The following is a 22942-nucleotide window of genomic DNA, read 5'->3' as shown; positions in this document are numbered from 1 at the left end:
AAAAACAAGCCGAAAACCATCATCTAAAAGTGTTTTTTATGATTAGTGAGAAGGCATACCATCCACGCTACCTTTCGGTTTAGGGCTCATCCAAATCAGGATACTGGCAAATACAAACACCATCGCCATAATCATAAAGACATGATTGGCAGAAATCGTAATGGCTTCTTTGTCCACTAAATTCGCGATCAAACCTAAAGTCGCATCCGAAGAAAATCCGTTTTGGATTAACGCATTCTGTACTTCTTGTGGGTGTAAGCCATTGACCATTTCACTCCGTGCCACTTTGGCGTGATCATCCCAAATCGTGACCGCAATAGAGGCACCTATTGCTCCAGCCATTGTTCTCAAGAAATTCATTAACCCTGCGGCAGACGCCATTTCTTGTGGCAATACCGAACCCATCGCAATATTGGACAGTGGAATAAAGAAGAAAGGGACTGCAAAGCCTTGCAAAATTTGTGGCCAAGCCAATGCCATAAAATCAGCATCCGTGACCCAAAATGCCCGCATCAACGTCACCACGCCAAGTAAAGCCAAACCAAAGCTGGCCAATGCTCGTGGGTCGTATTTAGTGGAAAGTTTTGCCACAATCGGTGACATGGTCAAACTACCAAAACCCATCGTTGCCGTGAGATACCCAGCCCATGTTGCGGTATAACCCAAGTTGATTTGCAGCCATTGCGGGATTAAAACAATACTGCCAAAGAATGATCCGAAACCAAAAGCCAAAGCAAGTACTGAAATGCTAAAACCACGATGTCGGAACACGTATAAATTCACCACAGGATACTTTTCCGTAAGCTCCCAAATCATAAATACAATAAAGCCGATGATAGCGACCAAAGCGAGCATAATTATACCGCTGCTATTAAACCAATCTCTTTCGTGACCCAAATCGAGCATCAATTGCAGCGCACCGATCCATAGCACCAGTAAACCAAGACCAATCGCATCTATACGTAATTTTTCAGTTTTGGTTTCAGCAACTTTTAATAAACGACTTGCCGCAAATACACAGAAGATACCGACTGGAATATTGATAAAGAAAATCCAGTGCCACGACAAATTATCACTAATCAAACCACCCAAAATGGGTCCAAGGATCGGCCCAATGACAGTGGTCATTGCCCATAGTCCCATCGCTTGTGCGTGTTTTTCAGGTGGGAAAATACGCATTAATAAGGTTTGGCTCAATGGCATGAGTGGTCCACCACACAATCCTTGACCAATACGAAAAAACACCAGCATTTCCAATGAAGTCGCTAAACCACACAGGAATGAAAAAATCGTAAAACCAATCAGCCCAAACACAAACACTCGAACTGTTCCAAAACGTCCAGCCAGCCAACCTGTGAGTGGTACACAAATCGCTTCAGCAACAGCGTAGGAGGTAATCACCCATGTGCCTTGCGAACTAGAAACGGCTAAGTTCCCCGTAATATGTGGCACTGAAACATTGGCAATGGTGGTATCCAGTACCACCATAAAATTTGAGAGTGCGATGACAAAAGCAGCAAGCAGTAATCGCCCACCACTCAGTTCAGCAAAAGGATTTTGAGTTTTCATGGCTGATTACTTCGATGCGAGGTCAATATTCACTTGCATCGACAGCCCAACCCGCAGTGGATGCTCTGCAAGTTCTTTAGGATCAAGCATAATTCGCACAGGTAAACGCTGTACGACCTTGATCCAATTCCCTGTCGCATTTTGTGCGGGAATCAAAGCAAATGCTGAACCTGTACCTCCAGAGAAACCTTGTACTACACCGTGATAAATCACGTCATCGCCATAGAGATCAGCGCTTAAAGTGACTTTTTGCCCTGTTTTCACTTTAGCGAGTTGGCTTTCTTTAAAATTGGCGTCGACATATAACGCAGAAATTGGAACAACCGACATCATCACTGTGCCTGGTGCAACACGTTGTCCAATTTGAATATTACGACGTGCCACTACACCATCAACAGGTGCACGAATCACGGTACGCTCCAAATCCAGTATTGCTTGATCGAGATGTGCTTTTGCCACTAAAACGTCAGGCGTTGAAGCCTCATTGACACCCTGAATCAATGCTTCATTGGCCGCGAGCGTACTTTCAGCAGCTTTACGGCTTGAGGTTGCTTGAGCTAAACCCGCCTGAGCTAAATCCAAACTGGCTTTAGCCGTAGAAACGGCACTTTGTGCTTTGCTGAGTTCTTCTTTGGATATCGCCCCTGAAACAGCAAGCTCATTACGTCGTTTCAGCTCCAATACAGCACGATCAAAATCCGCTTGAGCTTTATTGACTTGGGCTTGGGCACTGATAATTTCATCATTGTGTACCCCAACTTGAGAGTTCAAAGAACTACTGTTGGCTTGGCTTTGTTTATATTGACGTTGTGCTTTTGCAAGCTCTGCTTGCGCCTGAGCCAATTGAATCTTGGCGTCACGTTCATCAATCCGAACCAACACATCCCCCTGTTTCACTTGTTGGGTATCTTTCACCAATACTTCAGCCACTTGCCCACTAACCATTGAAGTAATCTGGGCAGTTTCTGCGCCGACATAAGCATTATCTGTGCTGACGGAATGATTGAAAAATAGCGCCCAAATCGCATACAAAATTGCGGCAAGAATCAGAATGAGCGCAAAAAATCCAAGAAATTTTTTACGTTTTGCTTTCATCGCATCATCTAATGCCGAGTCTGAAACCATATTCTGTGAATTTGCTGGGGCGTCAGTCATAGGTTATTCCTGAAAATTAAAACGACTTTTTAACTTTTGGTTTAATCAGCCGACCAGCTTAATTTTGAATACTTAACGGAATATTAAAATTTAAAAGCTAAAGACAAACAAAGGGCTATAATTATTCTGACCATCCGAATCGCTATACTTAAAAAAACAAGATTCATCAGGCTTATGTTTATGATTATTTTTTGATATGGATTATAAAAATAAAAAAAGCGTCCAAAGACGCTTTAGTATTCAGGAGATAGCTAAAATGCATAAGATGCAATTGCGGTTGCAATCGGTTTCTCTTCATCATTGACCATGGTCATACGCATGGTACAGCCCTTGCGACCTAGACGTAAGGTTTCTGCACGTGCGATGAAGAATTTCCCTCGACCCGGTGCTAAATAATCAACACGCATATCGACCGTCGCTAAGCGAGAGACTTTTTTAATGGTATCGGGTAAATCTTCAGGGTTTGCACGACGATAAAGTTGTTCCATCGCCACCACGCCACCAATACTATCCAGCATTGTTGCAGCAACACCACCATGCAAAATTTGGAAAGCGACATTACCAATCAGTTCAGATTGCATGTCGATATAACCCTCGATTTGATCATCCACCACTCGCATGACCATGCCACAGTGCTTAAAAAATGGTGAAGAATTAAATGCTTTACAAAGCTGTTTTAATACCACGCCATGATCGGCTTTAGCACCTAACTGAATATTACCTGTCCAGTTTTTCTTTACATCATTCATACGCTGTCTAAATCCAAAGGAACGATAAACATCCCATTATTTTGTACAAATCTAAAATTATGGGGCTACAATAGCGAGGATATTTAATTGACCTAAGCCGCTAAGTTCTCCCCTAGCGTGACTTAAAAAGATTCAATTACTCCTATAGTGTAATACTGAACATCGAGATTGTTATGACTTATACGTTCAATCGTCCTGCTTTTCCTGCGACTCGCATGCGCCGTATCCGTAAAAACGACCAACTTCGTGCTATGGTCAGTGAAACACAACTCACAGCTAATCATTTGATTTATCCAGTATTTGTATTACCTGGACAGCAACAAACGCAAGATATTCCAAGCATGCCAAATGTGCAGCGCTTATCTGCTGATTTATTACTCAAAAAAGCTGAAAGCTTGTTAGAACTGGGTGTATCAAAACTTGCATTATTTCCAGTTACACCACAACAAGATAAAAGCTTAACAGCAGAAGCGGCTTGGGATGAAAATGGTTTAGTACAAACCACCTGCCGTTTATTAAAAAAAGAATTACCAGAAATGGTTTTAATTACAGACGGCGCACTTGATCCATATACCACGCATGGTCAAGACGGAATTATTGATGAGACAGGTTATGTCTTGAATGATGAAACAGTTGAATGCTTGGTTAAACAAGCCTTGAGCCATGCTGCGGCGGGTGCTGATGTAGTTGCACCAAGTGACATGATGGATGGTCGTATTGGTGCGATTCGCCAAGCGCTTGAACAAAATGGTTTTATTTATACCAACATCATGGCTTATTCAGCGAAATATGCATCTAGCTTCTATGGTCCATTCCGTGATGCAGTCGGCTCAGCAAGCAACTTAAAAGGCGGCAATAAATATAATTACCAAATGGACATCGGCAACCGTGCTGAAGCGTTGCATGAAATCGCATTGGATCTTCAAGAAGGCGCAGACATGGTGATAGTCAAACCGGGTATGCCTTATCTCGACATCGTCCGTGAAGTAAAAGACACCTTTGGCGTACCGACCTTCATCTATCAGGTGAGTGGTGAATACGCCATGCTTGCGGGCGCGATTCAAAATGGTTGGCTATCTGACAGTGTGATTTTAGAGTCTTTGATGTGCTGTCGTCGTGCAGGTGCAGATGGTATCTGGACTTATTTTGCAGAAGAAGCAGCGCGTAAACTGAAAGAGATGAAATAGAACTCCACTTATGCATATTGCCATCATTGGTGCAGGGATTAGCGGCTTAATGACTGCACTTGAGCTTGCTGAACAAGGCTGCTCAGTCGATATTTTTGATCAACAACAAGCTGGTCAAGCCGCTTCGTGGGCGGGTGGCGGTATCCTCTCCCCGATGTACCCTTGGCGATATGCACCTGAAGTGAATCAACTCGCCAAATATGGCAAATCCCTATATCAAAGGTGGAATGAGAAACTATACCCCATCACAGGCATTGATTTTCAAATTCACGATACAGGTATGCTGATTTTTGATAAGGGTGACTTCCAAATAGGCTTGGAATATGCTGAAAAATATCATGAGCCGATGCAACGCTGTGAATATTTAACAGGCGATGACATCCAACAGGTAAATCAGCATATCTCTGCGGACTTCGAACAAGCAATCTATTTCCCAGAGCTTTCAAATGTCCGCAATCCTCGTTTACTCCAATCACTGATCAGCTATTTAAAACAACACCATTCAGTCCGTTTTTTTGAATACTGCCCGATTGAAAAACTCATTATTAAAAATAAAAAAGTGCATGGCTTACAGGCGGAAGATGGGCAACAATATTTTGCCGATCAAGTGGTACTCGCGTCTGGAGCATGGAGTCAACACTGGGTTGAACAAATACAACGAAACATCCCTGTTCATCCCGTTCAAGGTCAGATGCTACTGTTTAAAACCCCTGAAAACTGGCTCCCCACCATGTGTATGAATCGTGTGATGTATCTGATTCCACGTCAAGATGGTCATATCGTTTGTGGTTCGAGTATGTCGGAGTGTGGATTTAGCACTGCCGTTGATCAACAAACACAACAGGACATTTTAACGGCTTGTTTGGAGATGATTCCTGAGTTGGAACAGTTCCCAATTGTTAAACGTTGGGCAGGCTTACGCCCTAGTTCGCCACACGGTATTCCTTATATTGGTGCAATGCCTGAAATAGAAAATCTATGGGCAAACTTTGGACATTTCCGTAATGGGCTATGTATGGGTGCTGGATCGGCTCAACTTCTACGCCAGTTGATATTAGGACAAGAAAATTTTGTCAATCCAACAGCTTATTCACCTCAACGATTGCAGCACTTAGCCTTAGTCACGCCTTAGAATTTTTTGTAATGCAGACTCAAGATCGGGATAACTAAATTCAAACCCATGCGCTAATAAGGCACTTGGTTGTACATATTGCCCATTTAAAATCAATTGCGACTGTTCACCTAAGCCCCATTCAAAGATACATTTTGGCATCCGCATAAATGGTTTACGCTTTAAAACGTTGGCTGCAATACAGGCAAATCGCTGTTGATTAGATTGTTCAAGAGCAACAAGATTATAAACCTTTTGCGAGCTTTCCAAGGTCAACAAAAACAACATGGCGCGCAGCACATCCTGAATATGAATCCATACTACGGGTTGTAATCCTATACCAATTTTACTGACCATATTCAATTTAATAGGTAAGAGCATCTGCGGCAAGATTCCACCATCACTCGCAAAAACCACACCTAAACGAATGATCTTGGTATTTTGATTAGAAAATTTTAATGCTGCCTGTTCCCAGGCTTGGCATAGTTCTGACATAAAAATATTGTGTGGAGGCGAATTTTCATCGCACACTGTCGCCCATTGTTCAGTCGGATCAATCCCGTAATAACCAATCGCTGAACCTGAAATAATACATTTAGGATAAATCTGTTTACGCTCTAACCATTCATAGAGCTTTTCTGTCGTGCTGACGCGGCTTTCTATGAGTTGCTTTTTCCGTTGTTCGCTCCAGCGCTTCTGCCCAATATTTTCACCAGCGAGATTAATCACATAGTCTATTTCAGAGTGCTGAACCTGTTCTAAATCAGTCACCCAAGTTAAATGAGGATATTGAGAACGCTTTTGTTTTTGTCGAGTTAAGGCAATAACTTGATATTTTTGTTCTAACAGAAACGGTAAAAGATGAGAGCCGATGAAACCACTCGCCCCAGTTACCAGTACAGTCAATTTTTGCATGATGCTACCTATCAAAAATGATATGTATAAGTAGCTATAACAGAATAAAAATGAATTACAAGATGACTTTGAAACTATCCAAACATCTTATGCGCCATTCGCTGTGCTTGCTTGCCATAAAACCAATAAGTAATTAAGAATAATGGAATCGCCAGCATCAACCACATCGCGAGTACAGTCAGCAAGAATTTAGGTTGTTGCAAATATAAAAGGAAGTTCTGCCAAACTTCAGGATCTTTACGAGCAAAGATAAATAGCCCCAACAATAAGCCCAATATATTATATCCCCAAAAAATTAGGGTAAAGGCGAGTGTTAAACGTTTTTTCTCTTGGGTACTGGGTGCACGTTGTTGTTGTTTTAAAAATTTGAATAATACAAAGATGATCGCAATCAGATAAGGAAGTGCGGTGAGGATACCGCCGATACTATTTGGTAAAATCGCAGCCAGCACACCAGCCAATAAAGTCGAAATGAGACAAATGATAAAAAACCATAAATAATACAAACGCAATGAAATCATAAACATATACCCAATTAGATCGACCTTGATCAATGATTATAGATTTTTTTCACTTTTTTTTCATTTTTATGTCAACCAATCTGCATCTAGTCTCGTTATATAGAGTACAAGGTCGCAGCAACCGAAGCTACATTGCACGGCATCCGCAACGTTTTCGGTGACCTTTCATTATGACTTTTCCTCTTCGGAATTGGTTTTGTTAGCAGCCAGAACTTATGATGAAGATTTGACCGACGATTTACCATCACTCGAATCGTCGGTTTTTATTTGCCTAAAATTTATATGCTATAACCGACAATTGATCATTATTCGAATTGTCAGTTTGTTTTTTATCGACCTGTAAATTCTGGTGGACGTTTTTCTAGCATGGCACGTATACCCTCTTGTGCGTCCTGCGATACAAAGAGTGGCATGAGATAGCTATTCATTTTTTCAAATGCAAATGTCTGTCCTTGAGTTACTGCATCCGTTGCCGAGGCTAATAATGCTTGTACCGCAAGCGGTGCTGAAGTACAAATTTCTTTGGCAATTTCGATTGCCCGTTCAAGCTGTTTACCTTGTTCAACGATTTCAGAAATTAGATTAAGTTCATTCGCTGTTGTGCTATTAAAAGTCTTGCCTGTCAACAAATATGGCATGGCTTTTTGCCAGCCCGCTGCCTGCACAAAGCGTACCGTTGCTCCACCAAAAGGCATGATGCCACGTTGTACTTCGAGCTGACCAAATACAGTATCATCACTGGCAATCACCACATCAGCATTGAGCATCAATTCCACTCCTGCGGTATAGCAGATTCCTTGTACCGCAACGATCAAGGGTTTGGTTCTGTGCCGACCGCCAACGCCCCAAGGATTAATTTGACCTTCCTGAAAATTAAAAATTCCCTCTGAAATTTTTGACTGTAGCTCAACAAGGTCTAAGCCCGCTGTGAAATGATCACCATGAGCAAAAATCACGGCGCAACGCAATTCAGGATCATCTTCATATTCCGTCAAAGCTTGGGACAAAGCTGAAATCATATGGCTATCAAAAGCATTGCGTTTGGGGACTCGGTCTAACCCAATCAACATGATATGATCAATTATTTCGCGGCTTACTTTACCTAAGCTCATTTTCTATTTCCTCTTTTTTTAAATAGACTTCTTTCATACATGCCCTTGCGGAACTTCAATCGTTCCTCATTCTCTCGGTGAGGGAAATACAAAGAAGGTACGAATAATGAAAGCGTCGAATCATCATTTAAATACCAAACTAGATGATCGTTTAAAGATGATCAATGATCATCTTGTACAGTATTTTTTCCTCAATATTTGGCGATTGCAGATGATATTTTTGCAGTGATCCATCCCAGTTCATAAGCACGAAACCACTGTAAAAATTCTTTTGGCTTTGTGTTTTGTATTTTTTGTTGATTTGTACTATCTGGTTTTTGACGATAGTATGTTCAATATGAACAAAATTATGTCGACCCAAGCACATTCCTATTCATACCGATTCAAACGAAATATCATTTATCAATGATGTTATATAAACCCTCGATCGACTCAGAAATTAAAGAAAAATATCGAATTAGCAAGGTTTTATATGACATTTACTGAAACGAAAGGTTTTTTTAGAACCGCAATTTTATTTCCTGTATTTATCCCAACCATCATCGTCATTGTGTTGGTTCTTCTCGGTACCATCAGCAATCCAGAATTAGCAGGGCAGTTTTTCTCTCAAGTTCTCAATTATGTGACCAACACCTTTGGTTGGTTTTACATGCTCGCAGTCGCCGCATTTCTGATTTTTATTGTCGGGATTGCGATGAGTAACTGGGGAAATATCAAGTTAGGCCCAGATCATGCTGAACCTGAGTATAGTTTTTTGTCGTGGTTTGCCATGCTCTTTTCCGCAGGTTACGGCATCGCATTGCTATTTTTTGGCGTTGCAGAGCCCGTTTTACATTTTAGTTCCCCGCCTCAAGGCACTCCCGGAACGATTGAAGCTGCAAAGCAAGCAATGCAGATTTCATATTTCCACTGGGGATTTCATATCTGGGCCATCTATGGTGTGGTCGGGTTGTCACTCGCTTATTTTACTTTTCGACATGGGCTACCACTTGCCATGCGCTCCACACTGTTCCCATTTATTGGAAATAGAATAAATGGCTGGATGGGACATACTGTTGATACCTTTGCAGTTTTAGGGACTTTATTTGGTATTGCAACCACGCTAGGGTTATCTGTCACTCAGATCAATACAGGTGTAAATTACTTATTCCCCTCTATTCCCGTCAGTATCCCTGTACAAATTGCGACCATTTTAATTATTACCTTATTAGCCACATTTTCAGTCGTCGCAGGCATGGATAAAGGTATTAAACGGCTATCGGTTATCAATATTGGGCTCGCAGTGGCACTGATGCTTTTTGTCTTTATCGTCGGACCAACCTTATTTATTTTACAAACCTTTGTAGAAAATACAGGAAGTTATCTCAGCAACCTCGTCGAGAGAACTTTTAGTTTGCAAGCCTATACAGCAAATGACTGGATTGGTAACTGGACATTATTCATCTTTGGATGGACGATTTCTTGGGCACCATTCGTAGGGATCTTTATTGCGAAAATTAGTCGCGGGCGAACCATTCGACAGTTCATCGTGGGTATCATGCTCATTCCGACCATTTTTACTTTTTTATGGTTCTCTGTGTTCGGGGATACAGCACTACATTTAATTTTAGTCGAAGGTTACCAATCTCTCGTTCAAGATGTGCAGCAAGACAAAGCCATTGCATTGTTTAAGTTATATGAGCACTTACCTCTCACCTCATTGTTGTCCTTTTTAAGTGTAATCCTCATTATTACTTTTTTCGTCACCTCTGCGGATTCTGGATCATTGGTTATTGACTCATTGACCTCAGGTGGCGTCACAGATACCCCGATATGGCAGCGTGTATTTTGGACAACAACACAAGGTCTCATTGCTTCAGGCTTATTACTTGCAGGTGGACTTTCAGCCCTACAAACTGCATCCATCGTGAGTGCATTACCTTTCACCATTATTATGTTAATCGCCATCATTGGGTTGTGCAAAGCACTGGCGATCGAACAACATCGAAATGCCAGCTTGACCCATCATCAACCCTCACAGCATAACGCACAAAAAAATGATGACACTCAAACATTAATAGAAAGGCGTCTCAACTATTTAGTGGCCTTTCCAACCCAAGAACAAGTCAGAGAGTTTATTGCATCTACCGCGTATCAAAGTATTGAGGCAGTTAAACAAGGCTTTCAAGAAAAAGATTGGCCATTTGAAGTGACCTATGATGAGGTAAATTCGCGGGTACAACTTAAATTATCTGAACCCAATAATGTCGAGTTTATCTACGAAATACGAATGTGTGAATACAGCACGCCAAGCTATATGAAAGAGTTGAAGCGTAAGGAATATGCTGACCAAGAAAAATATTATAGAGCAGAAGTTTTCTTACTTCGTGGAGGTCGAGCTTATGATGTATATGGTTTCGATCAAAGCTCACTCATCAATGATATTTTAAATCAGTTTGAAAAATACCTTCACTTCTTACATATTTCGCCTAAAACATTACCGTGGAAAATGGAGAATGACTTTCATCATTAATTCATAACGCCATAGAGAGATTATAAGTTCAGCAAAGCATTTCGATGCTTTGCTGAACGATCTTAAATCAATTTAAGCGTACTTGTTGCATTCAAATAACGCCATTCCATTTTCTAGCTGTAAATTATGCTACCTTATTCCTATTCAAAACTGGGACTTTCCATTTCATGACTGTGCGTTTTTTTCATACTTCCGATTGGCATTTGGGGCAGTTTTTTTATAACCATTCCCGCCATTACGAACATGAACAATTTTTGGCATGGTTACTTGAACAAATAAAGGTAAAACAACCACATGCTTTGCTGATCGCAGGTGACATTTTTGATGTGATCAATCCAAGCTCACAAGCACAAAAACAACTCTATCAATTCCTAGCCGATGCGCATGACATTGCTCCACACATGCAAACCTTGATGATCGCAGGTAATCACGATTCAGGTTATCGCATCGAACAAGTGGAGCCACTTTTAGAAAAATACAATGCCAAAACAGTCGGTGTGATTCGTTGGAATGATGACCGAACACTTGATCTAGAACGCTTAATATTACCGATCTATGATGAACAGAAACAGATTGTGGCATGGTGCATTGCCCTGCCATTTTTACGATCAGCCGAAATTACAGGTTTTAATGAACATACCGCTCATAGTCAAAGTGCGATTGCCTATTTACATCAACAATTGATCGCTGAGGCAAAACGCAGAAAAACCGATGATCAAGCCCTCATCCTGATGTCCCATGCACATATGCAAGGCGGCGAAACTTCAGATTCAGAACGACCGATTATCATTGGCAATGAAGAAGCACTTTCCACCACGCTATTTGATGATGTGATTGATTATGTGGCTTTGGGCCATCTACATAAACCACAAAAAGTACAACATCCGCATATTCGTTACAGTGGCTCACCTATTCCTCTGTCATTTAGTGAAATCAACTATAAACACCAAGTGGTTGAGGTCACCATTGATCCAGCAAAAGACCAAAATAAATTTGAATTTGAAGCCATCGCTATCCCACGATCCATTCAACTTCATAAAATTAAAGGTGAACTCACTGAGGTGATGCAACGCCTAAAAAGTTTAGAGAACGAAGTGATTGAGAATATTGATCATCGAGAATATGTCGATATTGAATATCACACGGCGACCCCTCCTCAACCCAATTTAAGACAACAATTTGAAGATGCCTTACCCAAAGATCGCTATCGTTTAGTGCGGATTTCAAGACAATACTTATCCAATGAAAATAATGCTGAGATGAAGCAAAGTATTAGCCTTGAACCACCTACACCTGAAAAACTATTTCAGCAAATTTGGCAAAAAAAAGGTTATAGCGTTGATGATGACGTCAGCAAAGACTTCCTAAGTTTGGTTGCTGAAGCACAAAAACAACTTGAAGATGATCACTGTAACTAAAGAGCTGCCATGAAAATTTTATCGATTCGACTTAAAAATTTGGCATCTCTAGCAGGTGAGCATTTTATTGATTTTGAAACTGAACCTTTAGCCAATGCTGGACTGATTGCAATTATTGGCAAAACAGGCGCAGGTAAATCCACTATTTTAGATGCCATGTGTCTTGCGTTATTTAATAAAATTCCAAGACTTAAAGACAGTGATGGCAAACTCTTGGATGTGGACGGTTCAGAATTACTCACTAATTCTCCTCTCACAGTGTTACGGCGTGGTACGGGTCATGGATTTGCTGAACTGTGTTTTGTGGCGCAAGATCAAAAACATTATTTAGCCCGTTGGGAAATCAAACGCGCGCGTGAAAATGCCAATGGTAAATTACAAAGCGTACAGCGCTCGCTAAAATGCTTAACCGATGGTGTGGTCATTGCCGATAAAACCAAAGCCGTAGAAAATCATATTCAACAAATCACCCAACTCAGTTTTGAGCAATTTACGCGTGCAGTTTTACTGGCACAATCAGAAGTGACTGCATTTCTCAAAGCCCGTGATAATGAACGTGGTGAATTATTAGAATATCTGACCAATTCCAGTATTTTTGCCAAGATTGGTCAATTGGCGTTTGAAAAGACGCGTGAAATAACGAATCAACGTAAACAACTGGAAAATGTCTTAGGTCATATTGAAATCCGTTCGGATGAAGAAATTGCTGAGCTAAAAAACAAATTTCAACAGCTACAACAACAAGTTCAACAATTTGAAAATGAAAAAAACCAACTTAAACAACAACAGCAATGGTTTGAACAAAAACATAAGCTGGAAAGTGAGATTGTTTTAAAACAGCAGTACCACGCCACTCAACTCAAGGCCCATGATAGCTTAGCAGCAGATCGTCAATTGCTCGTACAACTAGAGACCTTCTCAGACATACGACCAGTTATTTTCCAGCAACAACAACTCCAAAAGACACAACAACAACTCGAACCTCAAATTCAACAAAAACAAAATAGCTTCGCGACTTTATCGACTCAATTCGATCAAGAAAAAACGCTGTATTCCCAAGCAGAATCAGCACTACAGCAGTTCCAATCCTTTGAGCAAACCTATCAAAATGAACTGACCCAAGTCCGAAAATATATACAAGAACGTGAGTACATCGGCGAAGAATATAAAAAGACCAAAAGCAGATTCAGCCAAATTGAAAACCAACAACAACCTTTACAGACTCAGCAGCAACAGTTTGAGCAAAGTATTCAAACCCTAATTGAACAACAAAAAATTTGCAGCGAGCAGCAACAACAAAGCACTCAATTCTCACCTTTAGATAAAGGTTTAAATGCGCATATCCAACAACTCAGACAATTTATCCAACAACACCAAAAAGCTGAAAATGCTTTAGGTAATATTCAACACGCCCAAGCCAAACTTGAGCAAGATCAAATAAGGCTAAATGGTTTAGCTCAACAATTTGGAACAGCGCAGCAGATCGATATTCAGCTTGAGCAAAAACAGAAATTAAAAGAACAACAACAAAATCGACTAAATCAACTCGATATCATTCAGCAAAAACTTCAGCACTATTTTGAGTTAAAAAATGAAGTCTTGTCTTTGCAAAGCAAATTCGAGATTGTACAGCAGCAATCTCAACAGCTTGAACAGAATAAGAAAAAAACTGAGCAAGATTATCAATCTGCAAAAAATGAACGTGAAAAATTACAAGATATCTTGCAGCAACAACGTTTATTACATGCAGAAAATATTGAACATTTACGCGCTCAACTGAAACAAGGTGAAGCCTGTGTAGTTTGCGGTAGTACCGAACACCCCTACCGTGCTGATGCCAGTCAGATTTCTAAAGCGTTGTATGAACTTCAACAGCAGCAAGAACAACAAGCAATTCAGCAGGAACAGCAGTATTTTCAGCTTTGGCAAACCACCCAGCAACAATTGACTCAGATTCAGACTGAACAAGTACAGTTACAAAATGCTTTGCAACAGATCAGTGAAAAATTAAAGATTCAGGATCATCAATTACAGCAGCTTATAGTGCAATCCGAAATTCAACTGGATTTCAATTTGGCTCAGCATGAAATCACAGCATCGCTGCAACTTTTAGTCACCCAATCAATGCAATCTAAACAACAGATTGAAATAGATCTACAACAACTCAGCCAAGCCCATAAAGATCAATACAACCTAACGCAGATCATTCAAAATACACGTCATCAACTTGAAACAGTACAACAGTTACAACAACACATTCAGCATATCGTTGACTGCCTGAATCCCGATGAGAAAATATCATGGTCTGCGCAAACCTTGTCATTTTCACAGCAAATTTTGCAGTGTTTGCAGCAGCGTAATCAGCAACTTGATCAAGCTGAAAGTCTCATCAAGCAAAAGGAGCATGCGGATCAACAATTGAGCCTATTAAAATCGAATTTGGCTGGACTAACCGCACAACACTCCGATTTAAAACAACAATTAAAAGATATCGAAGCCAAAGGTAAACAAAATACTGAAGCAGCCAATCAACTGATCGTTATCATGACGGGTTCAACTGAATTCAAAGCCACTGAATGGTTAACTCAACACGATCAACAACGTCAGCAATTGCAGCGTCAATATCAGCAAGTTAAACAAAGCTTTGAGCAATCCCGTCAAAACTTTGAACAGCAAAAAAAAGAATTGGAACAACTTAAAGCGCAACAGCAGCAGAATCATCATTCGCTTGAGCAATGTAAAGCTGAAGTAGCGACATGGCTGACTCAACACGAACATTTTACTGAAGGCCAACTTAGCGAGTTACTTGCAATTTCATCCATCCAAGAACAGCAGATTCGTTTAGCCATACAAAATGCAGATCGTCTCTTGAGTGAAGCAGACTACGCACTTAAAACAATCCAAGAACAACGAAATGCACATCTACAACAGCAGCCGAATATTCAAGCTGAGCAACTGACTGAATTAATGAATATCAACCAAGAAAATTTACAGCAAGTGACAGATCAACGAGATCAAATCAGAGTTCAACTAGAATTACATCAACAAAACCTAGTCAAACAAAAACAGTTTGCTGATCAAATTCAACAAATCCAGCAGCAAGAACACCGCTGGAGTAAGATTTCCAGTCTCATCGGAGATTCAAAAGGCAAAGATTTCCGTGATTTAGCACAGCAATATAATCTCGATATTTTATTGGAATATGCCAATCAACAGCTGGCGATGTTATCGCAACGCTATACCCTCAAACGTTTGGATAATTCACTCAGTCTTGCCATTATTGATCATGATATGGATGGCGAAACCCGCTCTGTTGCTTCACTTTCTGGTGGTGAGTCCTTCCTCACGGCCCTTGCGATTTCATTGGCAATTGCCAATATGGCTTCTGGTTCGATGAAAATCGAATCGCTATTTATTGATGAAGGCTTTGGAACTCTGGATGCATCTTCGTTGCATATGGTCATGAATGCACTCGATCAACTGCAAAGCCAAGGGCGTAAAGTCATTTTAATTTCACACATTCAAGAAATGCATGAACGTATTCCTGTACAGATTCAAGTACAACCAATTGGATCTGGTTCGAGTCGGATTGAAATTATTGGTTAACTCACTTTATAGTGAATAAATAGTCACAACGGTTCTATTGAAATGAAACAGAACAAAGCTATTATTTTTGACCTTGATCAGACTCTGCTTGATCGGACAACTTCTCTCATCAGATTCCTAACTTGGCAAACGAATTACTTTCGATTAATTCCCAATAAAGTTAGAGAGCAATTTATCAAACGCTTTCTAGAATTAGACGATAATGGCAAAGTTTGGAAAGATCTTGTTTATGAAAAATTAACTCAAGAATTTATGATCAAACATATTTCTAAAGATCAGCTACTAGAAAGTTATATCAATGATTTTAATAAATTTTCATGCTGCTATGAAAACGTAGAAATTACGATTAATCAGTTGAAGCAACATGGTTATTTAATTGGTTTAATATCGAATGGCAGAACACCTTTTCAAGAACATAATTTTTATGCATTAGGCTTATCTGAATTCTTTTCAAGTATTCTTGTTTCTGAGGCTGTAGGACTTCGAAAACCTGATCCTAAAATTTTTCTATTGTCATGTACACAACTTGGCGTGCCTCCACAAGATTGTATCTTCGTTGGAGATAATGAAATAGCGGATATACAAGGTGCAAAAAAAGTTGGTATGAGAACCATCTTCTTTCACCCTGATCCGCAAGTTGAATCATTGATTGCCGATGCTAACTTACATAATTATGAAAAATTCAGCGAGATTTTAAAGCATTTATAATTTAGGTTATGCTCAACTCTTACTTGAATAATCCCTCAACCCAAACAACGCCGTCCCAACTCTGACCATCGTTGAACCTGCTGCAATTGCGGCATCCAAATCTGCCGACATGCCCATACTCAATGTATCCCAATCTTGAGGCTGTGCATGCTGAGACTTTACTTGCTCAAATAAAGCTTGAGCATCAGCAAACGTAGCATGATTTTCAGGTGCAGGAATCACCATCAAACCACGTAAGCGCAGATTTGGCAGTTGGCTGATTTGCTGAACCAACTCCGCCACTTCATCAGGCTGACAACCATCTTTAGAGTCTTGTCCGTCAATATTCACTTGAAGACAAATATTCAAAGCGTGCTGACCATCTAAACGCTGATTAGACAACCGTTCAGCAATAATCAAACGATCTACCCCATGCACCCAATCAAATTTTTCCGCTAACTGTTTGGTCTTATTACGTTGTACATGACCAATAAAATGCCATTCGATCTCTAAATCTTTTAGCTCATCTATTTTTTCTAAAGCTTCCTGCAAATAATTTTCGCCAAAACAACGTTGTCCAGCCGCATACATTTTTTGGAGACTGCTACTCGGATGCGTTTTGGAGACAGCCAATAATTGTACAGATGCTGCCGTTCGATTAACTCGCTGACAAGCCTGCTCGATTTGGCTTAATACTTGTTGGCGCTGCTGTTGGAGTAAATTCATTGACACAGTTCTCATTCACGACATCTTTTTTTGCATAACAACAATCAGAAGTCTTGGTAAGCTTCGGGGAAAGTCTTATATTATTCTACAAAATAATGAATTACTTTTTTAATTGTTTCGGGGAAATTATGGATATCACAGAATTACTCGCCTTTTCAGTAAAAAATGGTGCATCGGATTTGCACCTTTCGGCGGGCATGCCACCGATGATTCGTGTAGATGGTGAGGTTCGCCGAATTAATCTACCCGCTCTAGAGCACAAAGATGTCCATCGTCTCGTTTATGACATCATGAATGACAAACAACGTCGTGATTTTGAAGAAGACCTTGAAACCGATTTTTCATTTGAAGTCCCAAATATTGCCCGTTTCCGTGTGAACGCATTTAACCAAAACCGTGGTGCTGGTGCTGTCTTCCGTACCATTCCATCTAAAGTTTTGACGATGGAAGACTTGGGTTTAGGTACGATTTTCAAGCAAATCTGCGATTATCCACGTGGTATTGTATTGGTTACAGGGCCAACAGGTTCAGGTAAATCCACCACCCTTGCGGCGATGATCGACTATATCAATGAAAATCGTTATGACCATATCTTAACAGTTGAAGACCCAATCGAATTTGTACATCAGTCTAAAAAATGTCTAATCAACCAACGTGAAGTGCATCGTGATACACATGGCTTTAATGAAGCATTACGCTCAGCACTGCGTGAAGACCCTGATATTATTCTAGTCGGTGAGATGCGTGACTTAGAAACCATTCGTCTTGCTTTAACCGCAGCAGAAACAGGTCACTTGGTCTTTGGTACACTGCATACCACCTCAGCAGCCAAAACCATTGACCGTGTGATCGACGTCTTCCCTGCTGAAGAAAAAGATATGGTTCGTGCCATGCTCTCGGAATCATTACAGGCGGTAATTTCTCAAACCTTGTTGAAAAAGAACGGCGGTGGTCGTGTGGCTGCACACGAGATCATGATCGGGATTCCTGCGATTCGTAACCTTGTTCGTGAAAATAAAGTCGCACAAATGTACTCTGCGATTCAGACGGGCGCCAACTACGGTATGACCACATTAGATCAAAGTCTTAAAACACTGGTTTCTAAAGGCTTGATTAGCCCTCAAACGGCACGTACCGCCGCCAAGCAACCTGAATCATTCCTATAAAAATTACAAATGGATTAGAGAAATCTCATGGACTTTAATGACTTGCTCAATTTGATGATTCAACAAAATGCATCTGACTTATTTGTCACTGATGATGTAGAACCATCGATGAAAATTAACGGACAGATTGTCCCTGTAGCCAAAACAAAATTATCAGGTGAAATCGTCGGTCAGTTACTGCACTCAATTATGAGTGATAAACAACGCAAAGAATTTGCGGAAACACGTGAATGTAACTTTGCGATTATGAACCGTGAAAAAACCGCACGTTTCCGTGTTAGTGCATTTCAACAACGTGATATGCCAGGTATGGTATTACGTCGAATTGAAACCGTCATTCCAACGATGGATGAGTTGAAACTTCCAACCGTACTCAAAGATCTTGCCATGACCAAGCGCGGCATTATTATCTTTGTGGGTGCAACAGGAACAGGTAAATCTACCTCTTTGGCTTCGATGATTGGTTTCCGTAACCACAACTCCAAAGGTCATATTATTACCATCGAAGACCCGATTGAGTTTGTACATCAACATGCAGGTTGTATCGTCACGCAACGCGAAGTCGGTATTGATACTGACTCATTTGAAGTTGCTTTAAAAAATACGTTACGTCAGGCACCTGATGTTATTTTGATTGGTGAGATTCGTTCTCGTGAGACCATGGACTATGCGATTGCTTTCGCAGAAACAGGTCACTTGGTATTGGCAACCCTACACGCCAACAATGCCAACCAAGCACTGGATCGTATTATTCACTTTTTTGAAGCAGATCGTCATACGCAACTGTATATGGATTTGTCACTGAATTTAAAAGCGATGGTTGCTCAGCAATTGATTCCAACACCAGATGGCAATTCACGACGTGCAGCAATTGAAATTTTAATCAATACACCATTATTAGCTGATTATATCCGTAAAGGTGAGATTCATGAGATCAAAGATCTGATGAAACGTTCACGTGAACTTGGCATGCAAACCTTTGACCAAGCCTTATTTGATCTCTATAAAGCAGGTGAAATCACTTATAAAGATGCACTTAAACATGCAGATTCACCAAATGATTTACGTCTCACCATTAAACTTTCAGAAGAAGGTGCAGACCAACTCTTAAATGCGAGTCGCAATATTACCTTTGATGGTCAGTAAAATCTTCCCTAGCCCCTCTTTGATAAAGGGAGGTTGGGAGGGATTAAAAAAGGAAGGTTTTTGTAACCTTCCTTTTTTTAATTGTTCATTTTTAGTGAACTGATTAGTTTTAACCGAATCAAACTTATTTTTTACGATAAGCCTCTTGGCATTCTGTATCTTTGCAATAACCATAAAGATTCAAAGAGTGTCCAGTTAAGGCAAAACCATGCTTTTCTGCAACCAAATGCTGCTCTCTTTCAATAATATCATTAGTAAATTCAATTACTTTATTACAATTTAAGCAAACCAAATGATCATGATGATCTTCTTGCATGATTTCAAAAACTGAATGATTATTTTCAAAATGATGACGCTGAATGATACCTGCAGCTTCAAATTGTGTTAACACACGGTAAACTGTCGCCAAACCGACATCTTCACCTTGTTCAAGCAAAGTTTTATAAATATCTTCTGCGCTTAAATGATGTTGTTTTGAATTTTCTAATAATTCCAAAATCTTAATACGAGGAAGGGTAACTTTAAGTCCAGCTTTGCGTAAGTCTTGATTGGAAATAGGCATGAAAAAAGGTCTCTCAACAAATCTTAAGTTGGAATAGGAAATAGAGTTTAGATGCAGTATGATCTATCCTCGGATCAAATGCATCATCATTTATCAGGATAGTGTAGCAAAATGCAAAAAATCATGCTGGCGTTATTCGTCACTTCAGTACTAAGCGGTTGTTCTGTCTTTGGTGTTTATAAAGTCGACATTCCACAAGGAACGCCCTTAACCAAGGCACAAGCATCTCAGGTACAAGTCGGCATGAGTTTCCAGCAAGTCCGTTTCTTGCTAGGAAGCCCGACTGTTTCAGATCCACTGAATCCTCAACGTTGGGACTATATCTATAACTATATCCCAGGCACTTATGCCAAAAAAGCAAAAATACCTGCAGCACATGGCCAACATCTCAAAATTTACTTTGATGCAACTGGAAATGTAGAGCGTATCGAAGGTTTAGATACGATTCCAGAATCACAACCAGGCTTACCGGCATCAAAAGAAGCGATTTTGACTGCACCACCACTATAGTAGCTTTGCTATAAAATAAAACCCTTCATCGAATCATTCGTGAGGGGTTTTATTTATCAAGCTCATAGTTTGAAACGATTACCTTTGGCGAAACGCCCTACTGGGTTTTTAGCAGCTCGTTTACGCCGAATATCGTTTGGGTTAATCGTCAACGCACGGTAAATTTCAACCCGATCGCCTGCTTGAAGAACGGTTTCAACTTCAATCTTTGTACCAAAGACACCGAGTTGTAAAGGTTCAGGTAAATTGACTTGATCGGCTAAACCACTGTTCTGAATGGCTTGTAATGCAGTCATCCCTTCAACAAATGCAACCGCAATATGAAACTGTTGCTCAGGGCTGCTAAAAGCAACCCAAACCTGCTTGATTTGTTCCATTAAAAGCTCTGTCCGATCACAGCGATGGCAGCAATAACGATTGACAGTGGTAACACCACACGTACAGCGATACGCCATAAGTTATAAAACAACTCATTGCTAAAACCCATCGCTTTACGTAAATGACTGATCTTCATAATCCAGCCAGCAAAAACAGCATAGATTAAGCAAATCGCCAAGCCCCATAACATTAGCAACGTATTAAAAATTTGTTCAACTTGTGGAATAGCCCACACTGCGATCGCAGCAACAACAATCACCCATTGGATGACAGGAGCGAGTTGACGTTGTGCTAACTGTTCTCTTGTCAATTGAATCAACAATGCTGCCGTCATGATCGCAGCGAACACCCATGCCAATGCAGGAAGTTGAGCCTGAACCGAGAAGAAACCAAAAGCAATTACAGCAACAAGTTGAGCAAGCCAAATCGGCAATACAGCTGTAGTCGCTGCTGGCTGCTGCCTCACCGTTGATAAGCTACTTTGCCAATATAAACCAAGCCCTAAACCACTTGCGACTAACGCAAGCACAGTGGCATTGCCCCACTCTTTAAATTCAATACCGGTCCAATGCCATGCAGATAGCTCAGTACCCATCACATTTGCAAGAATAAAAGCTGCAACTACACCCAAGGTTGTCAACGCAAGCAAAAACTGGCGTGGAATAAAGGATAAACCGAGTGCAATAACGGCAAAAATAGCAAAAAGGACTTGATCAGAAAGATCGAATGCAATTTGTGGACTCACCACACTGCTTGCTGTTGTTAAAACACTACCCGCAAAAAACGGGATAAAAACAACTGCTAACCAGCCAACAATACGCCATCTTGGTGACGCATCAGCATCACGTGTGAGTGTGGATAATGCTTGCAATGCTGTTGTCTGTGATCGCTTTGCTAAAGCAATTTCAAGATAAGCAATGGGCAATGCCAATAAAAACATTGTGCCTAACCATAACAACCAGAAATCCAATTGACGATCAATTTGGACACCAACCGTAGGGGCTAAAGTAGTAATCATGACAAAAGATAAGCAAAACGCCATCACTGGAGCTAACCAGCGTGACAGAGTTGTGTCCTGCATAATGCATTCCTTGAAAAATCTTTGAACTCATTGCACTTTATGGTGCTTACAATGAAATATTCAATCTATTTTGCCTTTCTCAAGCCTGAAAATCAAAATAAAAGATAGAGAAAGAAAAAGGCAAACCACCATCTAGATGATTTGCCGCGCATGAATTATTATTTTACTCATTAGACCCTTTATTTACACTAATACTTGCTTTATTATTTTTCTACAATAAAGGGCCTTTTTTTTATTATCTTATTATTATGAGAAAAAGCGAGAAAACCAGTTTTTCCCTTTTTTCTTTTCATTCTCTTTAATGATGCCAATCATATTTTCTTTGACCGCACCAACATAATCAGCATCATCATGACGAATATGATTAATCAGCCATTTAGACAGTGCTTCATGTAACTCTTTATCGATTTCCTGTCCCAATTCAAAACGCTCTCGATAAACTTCTATCTTCTTGATAAATAAGTCATGTACACGCTTATGTGGAACACGATACTTATAGTTCGCTTCTTCTTGTAAGCTTTCTTCGAAGGTGAAATGGGATTGGGTATAATCAATAATATTATCCAAAACACCTTTCATTTTTACCCGATCATTGCTGTGTTTTAATTCATCTATTTCATTAATATAATCTAGAATACGACGATGTTGATCATCAATAACTTCAATACCTGTATTATAATCAACAGACCATTTCATCCCCAAAATCCCCCAAGATCAATATTATTTATTGAATAAAAGAATAATATCGATAAAGGAGGGAAATAAAAACAAAGCATTTTTGTCAGATTTTACATATTTTTCAAATAAATAAATTAACCTATTGTTTTATAT

20 protein-coding genes are annotated in these 22942 nt (G+C 40.1%); 9 read left to right on the top strand and 11 right to left on the bottom strand.

The window, feature by feature from the left end:
* Positions 1 to 42 precede the first annotated feature (42 nt).
* The 3 genes from F991_RS07015 to F991_RS07005 all read right to left on the bottom strand — a co-directional run bounded on the left by F991_RS07015 (position 43) and on the right by F991_RS07005 (position 3473).
* The gene (locus F991_RS07015) at positions 43 to 1569 is read right to left on the bottom strand and encodes a DHA2 family efflux MFS transporter permease subunit (RefSeq protein ID WP_004670182.1); all 1527 of its coding nucleotides are present in this window, start codon (positions 1567 to 1569) and stop codon (positions 43 to 45) included.
* 6 nt (positions 1570 to 1575) lie between these two features.
* On the bottom strand, positions 1576 to 2724 hold the full coding sequence (locus F991_RS07010; RefSeq protein ID WP_004670180.1) for an HlyD family efflux transporter periplasmic adaptor subunit: 1149 nt from the start codon (positions 2722 to 2724) through the stop codon (positions 1576 to 1578).
* Positions 2725 to 2975: 251 nt separating this feature from the next.
* Complete coding sequence (locus tag F991_RS07005; protein ID WP_004670177.1) at positions 2976 to 3473, bottom strand: thioesterase family protein; 498 nt, start codon at positions 3471 to 3473, stop codon at positions 2976 to 2978.
* A gap of 173 nt (positions 3474 to 3646) precedes the next feature.
* On the opposite strand from F991_RS07005, the gene hemB reads away from it, so the two are divergent.
* Complete coding sequence (hemB, locus tag F991_RS07000) at positions 3647 to 4660, top strand: porphobilinogen synthase (RefSeq protein ID WP_004670174.1); 1014 nt, start codon at positions 3647 to 3649, stop codon at positions 4658 to 4660.
* Between the two features lie 10 nt (positions 4661 to 4670).
* On the top strand, positions 4671 to 5792 hold the full coding sequence (gene thiO / locus F991_RS06995; protein ID WP_004670173.1) for a glycine oxidase ThiO: 1122 nt from the start codon (positions 4671 to 4673) through the stop codon (positions 5790 to 5792).
* Here thiO and F991_RS06990 read toward each other — a convergent pair.
* From F991_RS06990 to F991_RS06980, 3 genes are all read right to left on the bottom strand, one after another.
* The gene (locus F991_RS06990; RefSeq protein ID WP_004670171.1) at positions 5778 to 6686 is read right to left on the bottom strand and encodes a TIGR01777 family oxidoreductase; all 909 of its coding nucleotides are present in this window, start codon (positions 6684 to 6686) and stop codon (positions 5778 to 5780) included. The genes thiO and F991_RS06990 overlap by 15 nt on opposite strands.
* Positions 6687 to 6760: 74 nt before the next feature.
* Entirely contained in the window at positions 6761 to 7207 is a 447-nt protein-coding gene (locus F991_RS06985) for an ABZJ_00895 family protein (protein WP_034595489.1), read from the bottom strand.
* Positions 7208 to 7536: 329 nt separating this feature from the next.
* Entirely contained in the window at positions 7537 to 8319 is a 783-nt protein-coding gene (locus F991_RS06980; protein WP_004670168.1) for a crotonase/enoyl-CoA hydratase family protein, read from the bottom strand.
* A 472-nt stretch (positions 8320 to 8791) separates the two neighbouring features.
* Between F991_RS06980 and F991_RS06970 the strand changes: the two genes are divergently transcribed.
* From F991_RS06970 to F991_RS06955, 4 genes are all read left to right on the top strand, one after another.
* A complete protein-coding gene (locus F991_RS06970) occupies positions 8792 to 10831 on the top strand; it encodes a BCCT family transporter (protein WP_004670166.1) in 2040 nt (679 codons plus the stop codon).
* 167 nt (positions 10832 to 10998) lie between these two features.
* Entirely contained in the window at positions 10999 to 12249 is a 1251-nt protein-coding gene (locus F991_RS06965; protein ID WP_004670164.1) for an exonuclease SbcCD subunit D, read from the top strand.
* 9 nt (positions 12250 to 12258) lie between these two features.
* Entirely contained in the window at positions 12259 to 15855 is a 3597-nt protein-coding gene (locus F991_RS06960) for an AAA family ATPase (protein ID WP_004670162.1), read from the top strand.
* Positions 15856 to 15897: 42 nt separating this feature from the next.
* The gene (locus F991_RS06955) at positions 15898 to 16563 is read left to right on the top strand and encodes an HAD family hydrolase (RefSeq protein ID WP_004670159.1); all 666 of its coding nucleotides are present in this window, start codon (positions 15898 to 15900) and stop codon (positions 16561 to 16563) included.
* Between the two features lie 12 nt (positions 16564 to 16575).
* On the opposite strand, the gene F991_RS06950 is transcribed toward F991_RS06955, so the two are convergent.
* A complete protein-coding gene (locus tag F991_RS06950) occupies positions 16576 to 17268 on the bottom strand; it encodes a YggS family pyridoxal phosphate-dependent enzyme (protein WP_004670158.1) in 693 nt (230 codons plus the stop codon).
* Between the two features lie 128 nt (positions 17269 to 17396).
* Here F991_RS06950 and F991_RS06945 point away from each other — a divergent pair, with 128 nt between their 5' ends.
* Both F991_RS06945 and F991_RS06940 read left to right on the top strand, forming a co-directional pair.
* The gene (locus F991_RS06945) at positions 17397 to 18434 is read left to right on the top strand and encodes a type IV pilus twitching motility protein PilT (protein WP_004670156.1); all 1038 of its coding nucleotides are present in this window, start codon (positions 17397 to 17399) and stop codon (positions 18432 to 18434) included.
* 27 nt (positions 18435 to 18461) lie between these two features.
* A complete protein-coding gene (locus F991_RS06940) occupies positions 18462 to 19580 on the top strand; it encodes a PilT/PilU family type 4a pilus ATPase (RefSeq protein WP_004670154.1) in 1119 nt (372 codons plus the stop codon).
* Between the two features lie 124 nt (positions 19581 to 19704).
* Here F991_RS06940 and fur read toward each other — a convergent pair whose 3' ends face one another.
* Complete coding sequence (gene fur, locus F991_RS06935) at positions 19705 to 20142, bottom strand: ferric iron uptake transcriptional regulator (protein WP_004670152.1); 438 nt, start codon at positions 20140 to 20142, stop codon at positions 19705 to 19707.
* 111 nt (positions 20143 to 20253) lie between these two features.
* Between fur and F991_RS06930 the strand changes: the two genes are divergently transcribed.
* Positions 20254 to 20652: an outer membrane protein assembly factor BamE gene (locus F991_RS06930; RefSeq protein WP_004670150.1), complete on the top strand. Its 399-nt coding sequence runs from the start codon at positions 20254 to 20256 to the stop codon at positions 20650 to 20652.
* Between the two features lie 62 nt (positions 20653 to 20714).
* Here F991_RS06930 and F991_RS06925 read toward each other — a convergent pair whose 3' ends face one another.
* From F991_RS06925 to F991_RS06915, 3 genes are all read right to left on the bottom strand, one after another.
* Complete coding sequence (locus F991_RS06925; protein WP_004670147.1) at positions 20715 to 21029, bottom strand: RnfH family protein; 315 nt, start codon at positions 21027 to 21029, stop codon at positions 20715 to 20717.
* On the bottom strand, positions 21029 to 22111 hold the full coding sequence (locus F991_RS06920) for an SLC5/6 family protein (protein WP_004670146.1): 1083 nt from the start codon (positions 22109 to 22111) through the stop codon (positions 21029 to 21031). The genes F991_RS06925 and F991_RS06920 overlap by 1 nt, the downstream gene beginning before the upstream one ends.
* A 246-nt stretch (positions 22112 to 22357) precedes the next feature.
* The gene (locus tag F991_RS06915; protein WP_034595086.1) at positions 22358 to 22813 is read right to left on the bottom strand and encodes a bacteriohemerythrin; all 456 of its coding nucleotides are present in this window, start codon (positions 22811 to 22813) and stop codon (positions 22358 to 22360) included.
* Positions 22814 to 22942 lie beyond the last annotated feature (129 nt).

Source organism: Acinetobacter sp. CIP-A165 (assembly GCF_000367985.1).
Taxonomy (GTDB): Bacteria; Pseudomonadota; Gammaproteobacteria; order Pseudomonadales; family Moraxellaceae; genus Acinetobacter.
This window is presented reverse-complemented; position numbering and strand designations above follow the sequence as displayed.

Excerpts from the sequence above, each read along its gene's own strand:
- F991_RS07015 (WP_004670182.1), bottom strand. The coding sequence starts at position 1,569 with ATGAAAACTCAAAATCCTTTTGCTGAACTGAGTGGTGGGCGATTACTG.
- F991_RS07010 (WP_004670180.1), bottom strand. The coding sequence starts at position 2,724 with ATGACTGACGCCCCAGCAAATTCACAGAATATGGTTTCAGACTCGGCA.
- F991_RS07005 (WP_004670177.1), bottom strand. The coding sequence starts at position 3,473 with ATGAATGATGTAAAGAAAAACTGGACAGGTAATATTCAGTTAGGTGCT.
- hemB (WP_004670174.1), top strand. The coding sequence starts at position 3,647 with ATGACTTATACGTTCAATCGTCCTGCTTTTCCTGCGACTCGCATGCGC.
- thiO (WP_004670173.1), top strand. The coding sequence starts at position 4,671 with ATGCATATTGCCATCATTGGTGCAGGGATTAGCGGCTTAATGACTGCA.
- F991_RS06990 (WP_004670171.1), bottom strand. The coding sequence starts at position 6,686 with ATGCAAAAATTGACTGTACTGGTAACTGGGGCGAGTGGTTTCATCGGC.
- F991_RS06985 (WP_034595489.1), bottom strand. The coding sequence starts at position 7,207 with ATGATTTCATTGCGTTTGTATTATTTATGGTTTTTTATCATTTGTCTC.
- F991_RS06980 (WP_004670168.1), bottom strand. The coding sequence starts at position 8,319 with ATGAGCTTAGGTAAAGTAAGCCGCGAAATAATTGATCATATCATGTTG.
- F991_RS06970 (WP_004670166.1), top strand. The coding sequence starts at position 8,792 with ATGACATTTACTGAAACGAAAGGTTTTTTTAGAACCGCAATTTTATTT.
- F991_RS06965 (WP_004670164.1), top strand. The coding sequence starts at position 10,999 with ATGACTGTGCGTTTTTTTCATACTTCCGATTGGCATTTGGGGCAGTTT.
- F991_RS06960 (WP_004670162.1), top strand. The coding sequence starts at position 12,259 with ATGAAAATTTTATCGATTCGACTTAAAAATTTGGCATCTCTAGCAGGT.
- F991_RS06955 (WP_004670159.1), top strand. The coding sequence starts at position 15,898 with ATGAAACAGAACAAAGCTATTATTTTTGACCTTGATCAGACTCTGCTT.
- F991_RS06950 (WP_004670158.1), bottom strand. The coding sequence starts at position 17,268 with ATGAATTTACTCCAACAGCAGCGCCAACAAGTATTAAGCCAAATCGAG.
- F991_RS06945 (WP_004670156.1), top strand. The coding sequence starts at position 17,397 with ATGGATATCACAGAATTACTCGCCTTTTCAGTAAAAAATGGTGCATCG.
- F991_RS06940 (WP_004670154.1), top strand. The coding sequence starts at position 18,462 with ATGGACTTTAATGACTTGCTCAATTTGATGATTCAACAAAATGCATCT.
- fur (WP_004670152.1), bottom strand. The coding sequence starts at position 20,142 with ATGCCTATTTCCAATCAAGACTTACGCAAAGCTGGACTTAAAGTTACC.
- F991_RS06930 (WP_004670150.1), top strand. The coding sequence starts at position 20,254 with ATGCAAAAAATCATGCTGGCGTTATTCGTCACTTCAGTACTAAGCGGT.
- F991_RS06925 (WP_004670147.1), bottom strand. The coding sequence starts at position 21,029 with ATGGAACAAATCAAGCAGGTTTGGGTTGCTTTTAGCAGCCCTGAGCAA.
- F991_RS06920 (WP_004670146.1), bottom strand. The coding sequence starts at position 22,111 with ATGCAGGACACAACTCTGTCACGCTGGTTAGCTCCAGTGATGGCGTTT.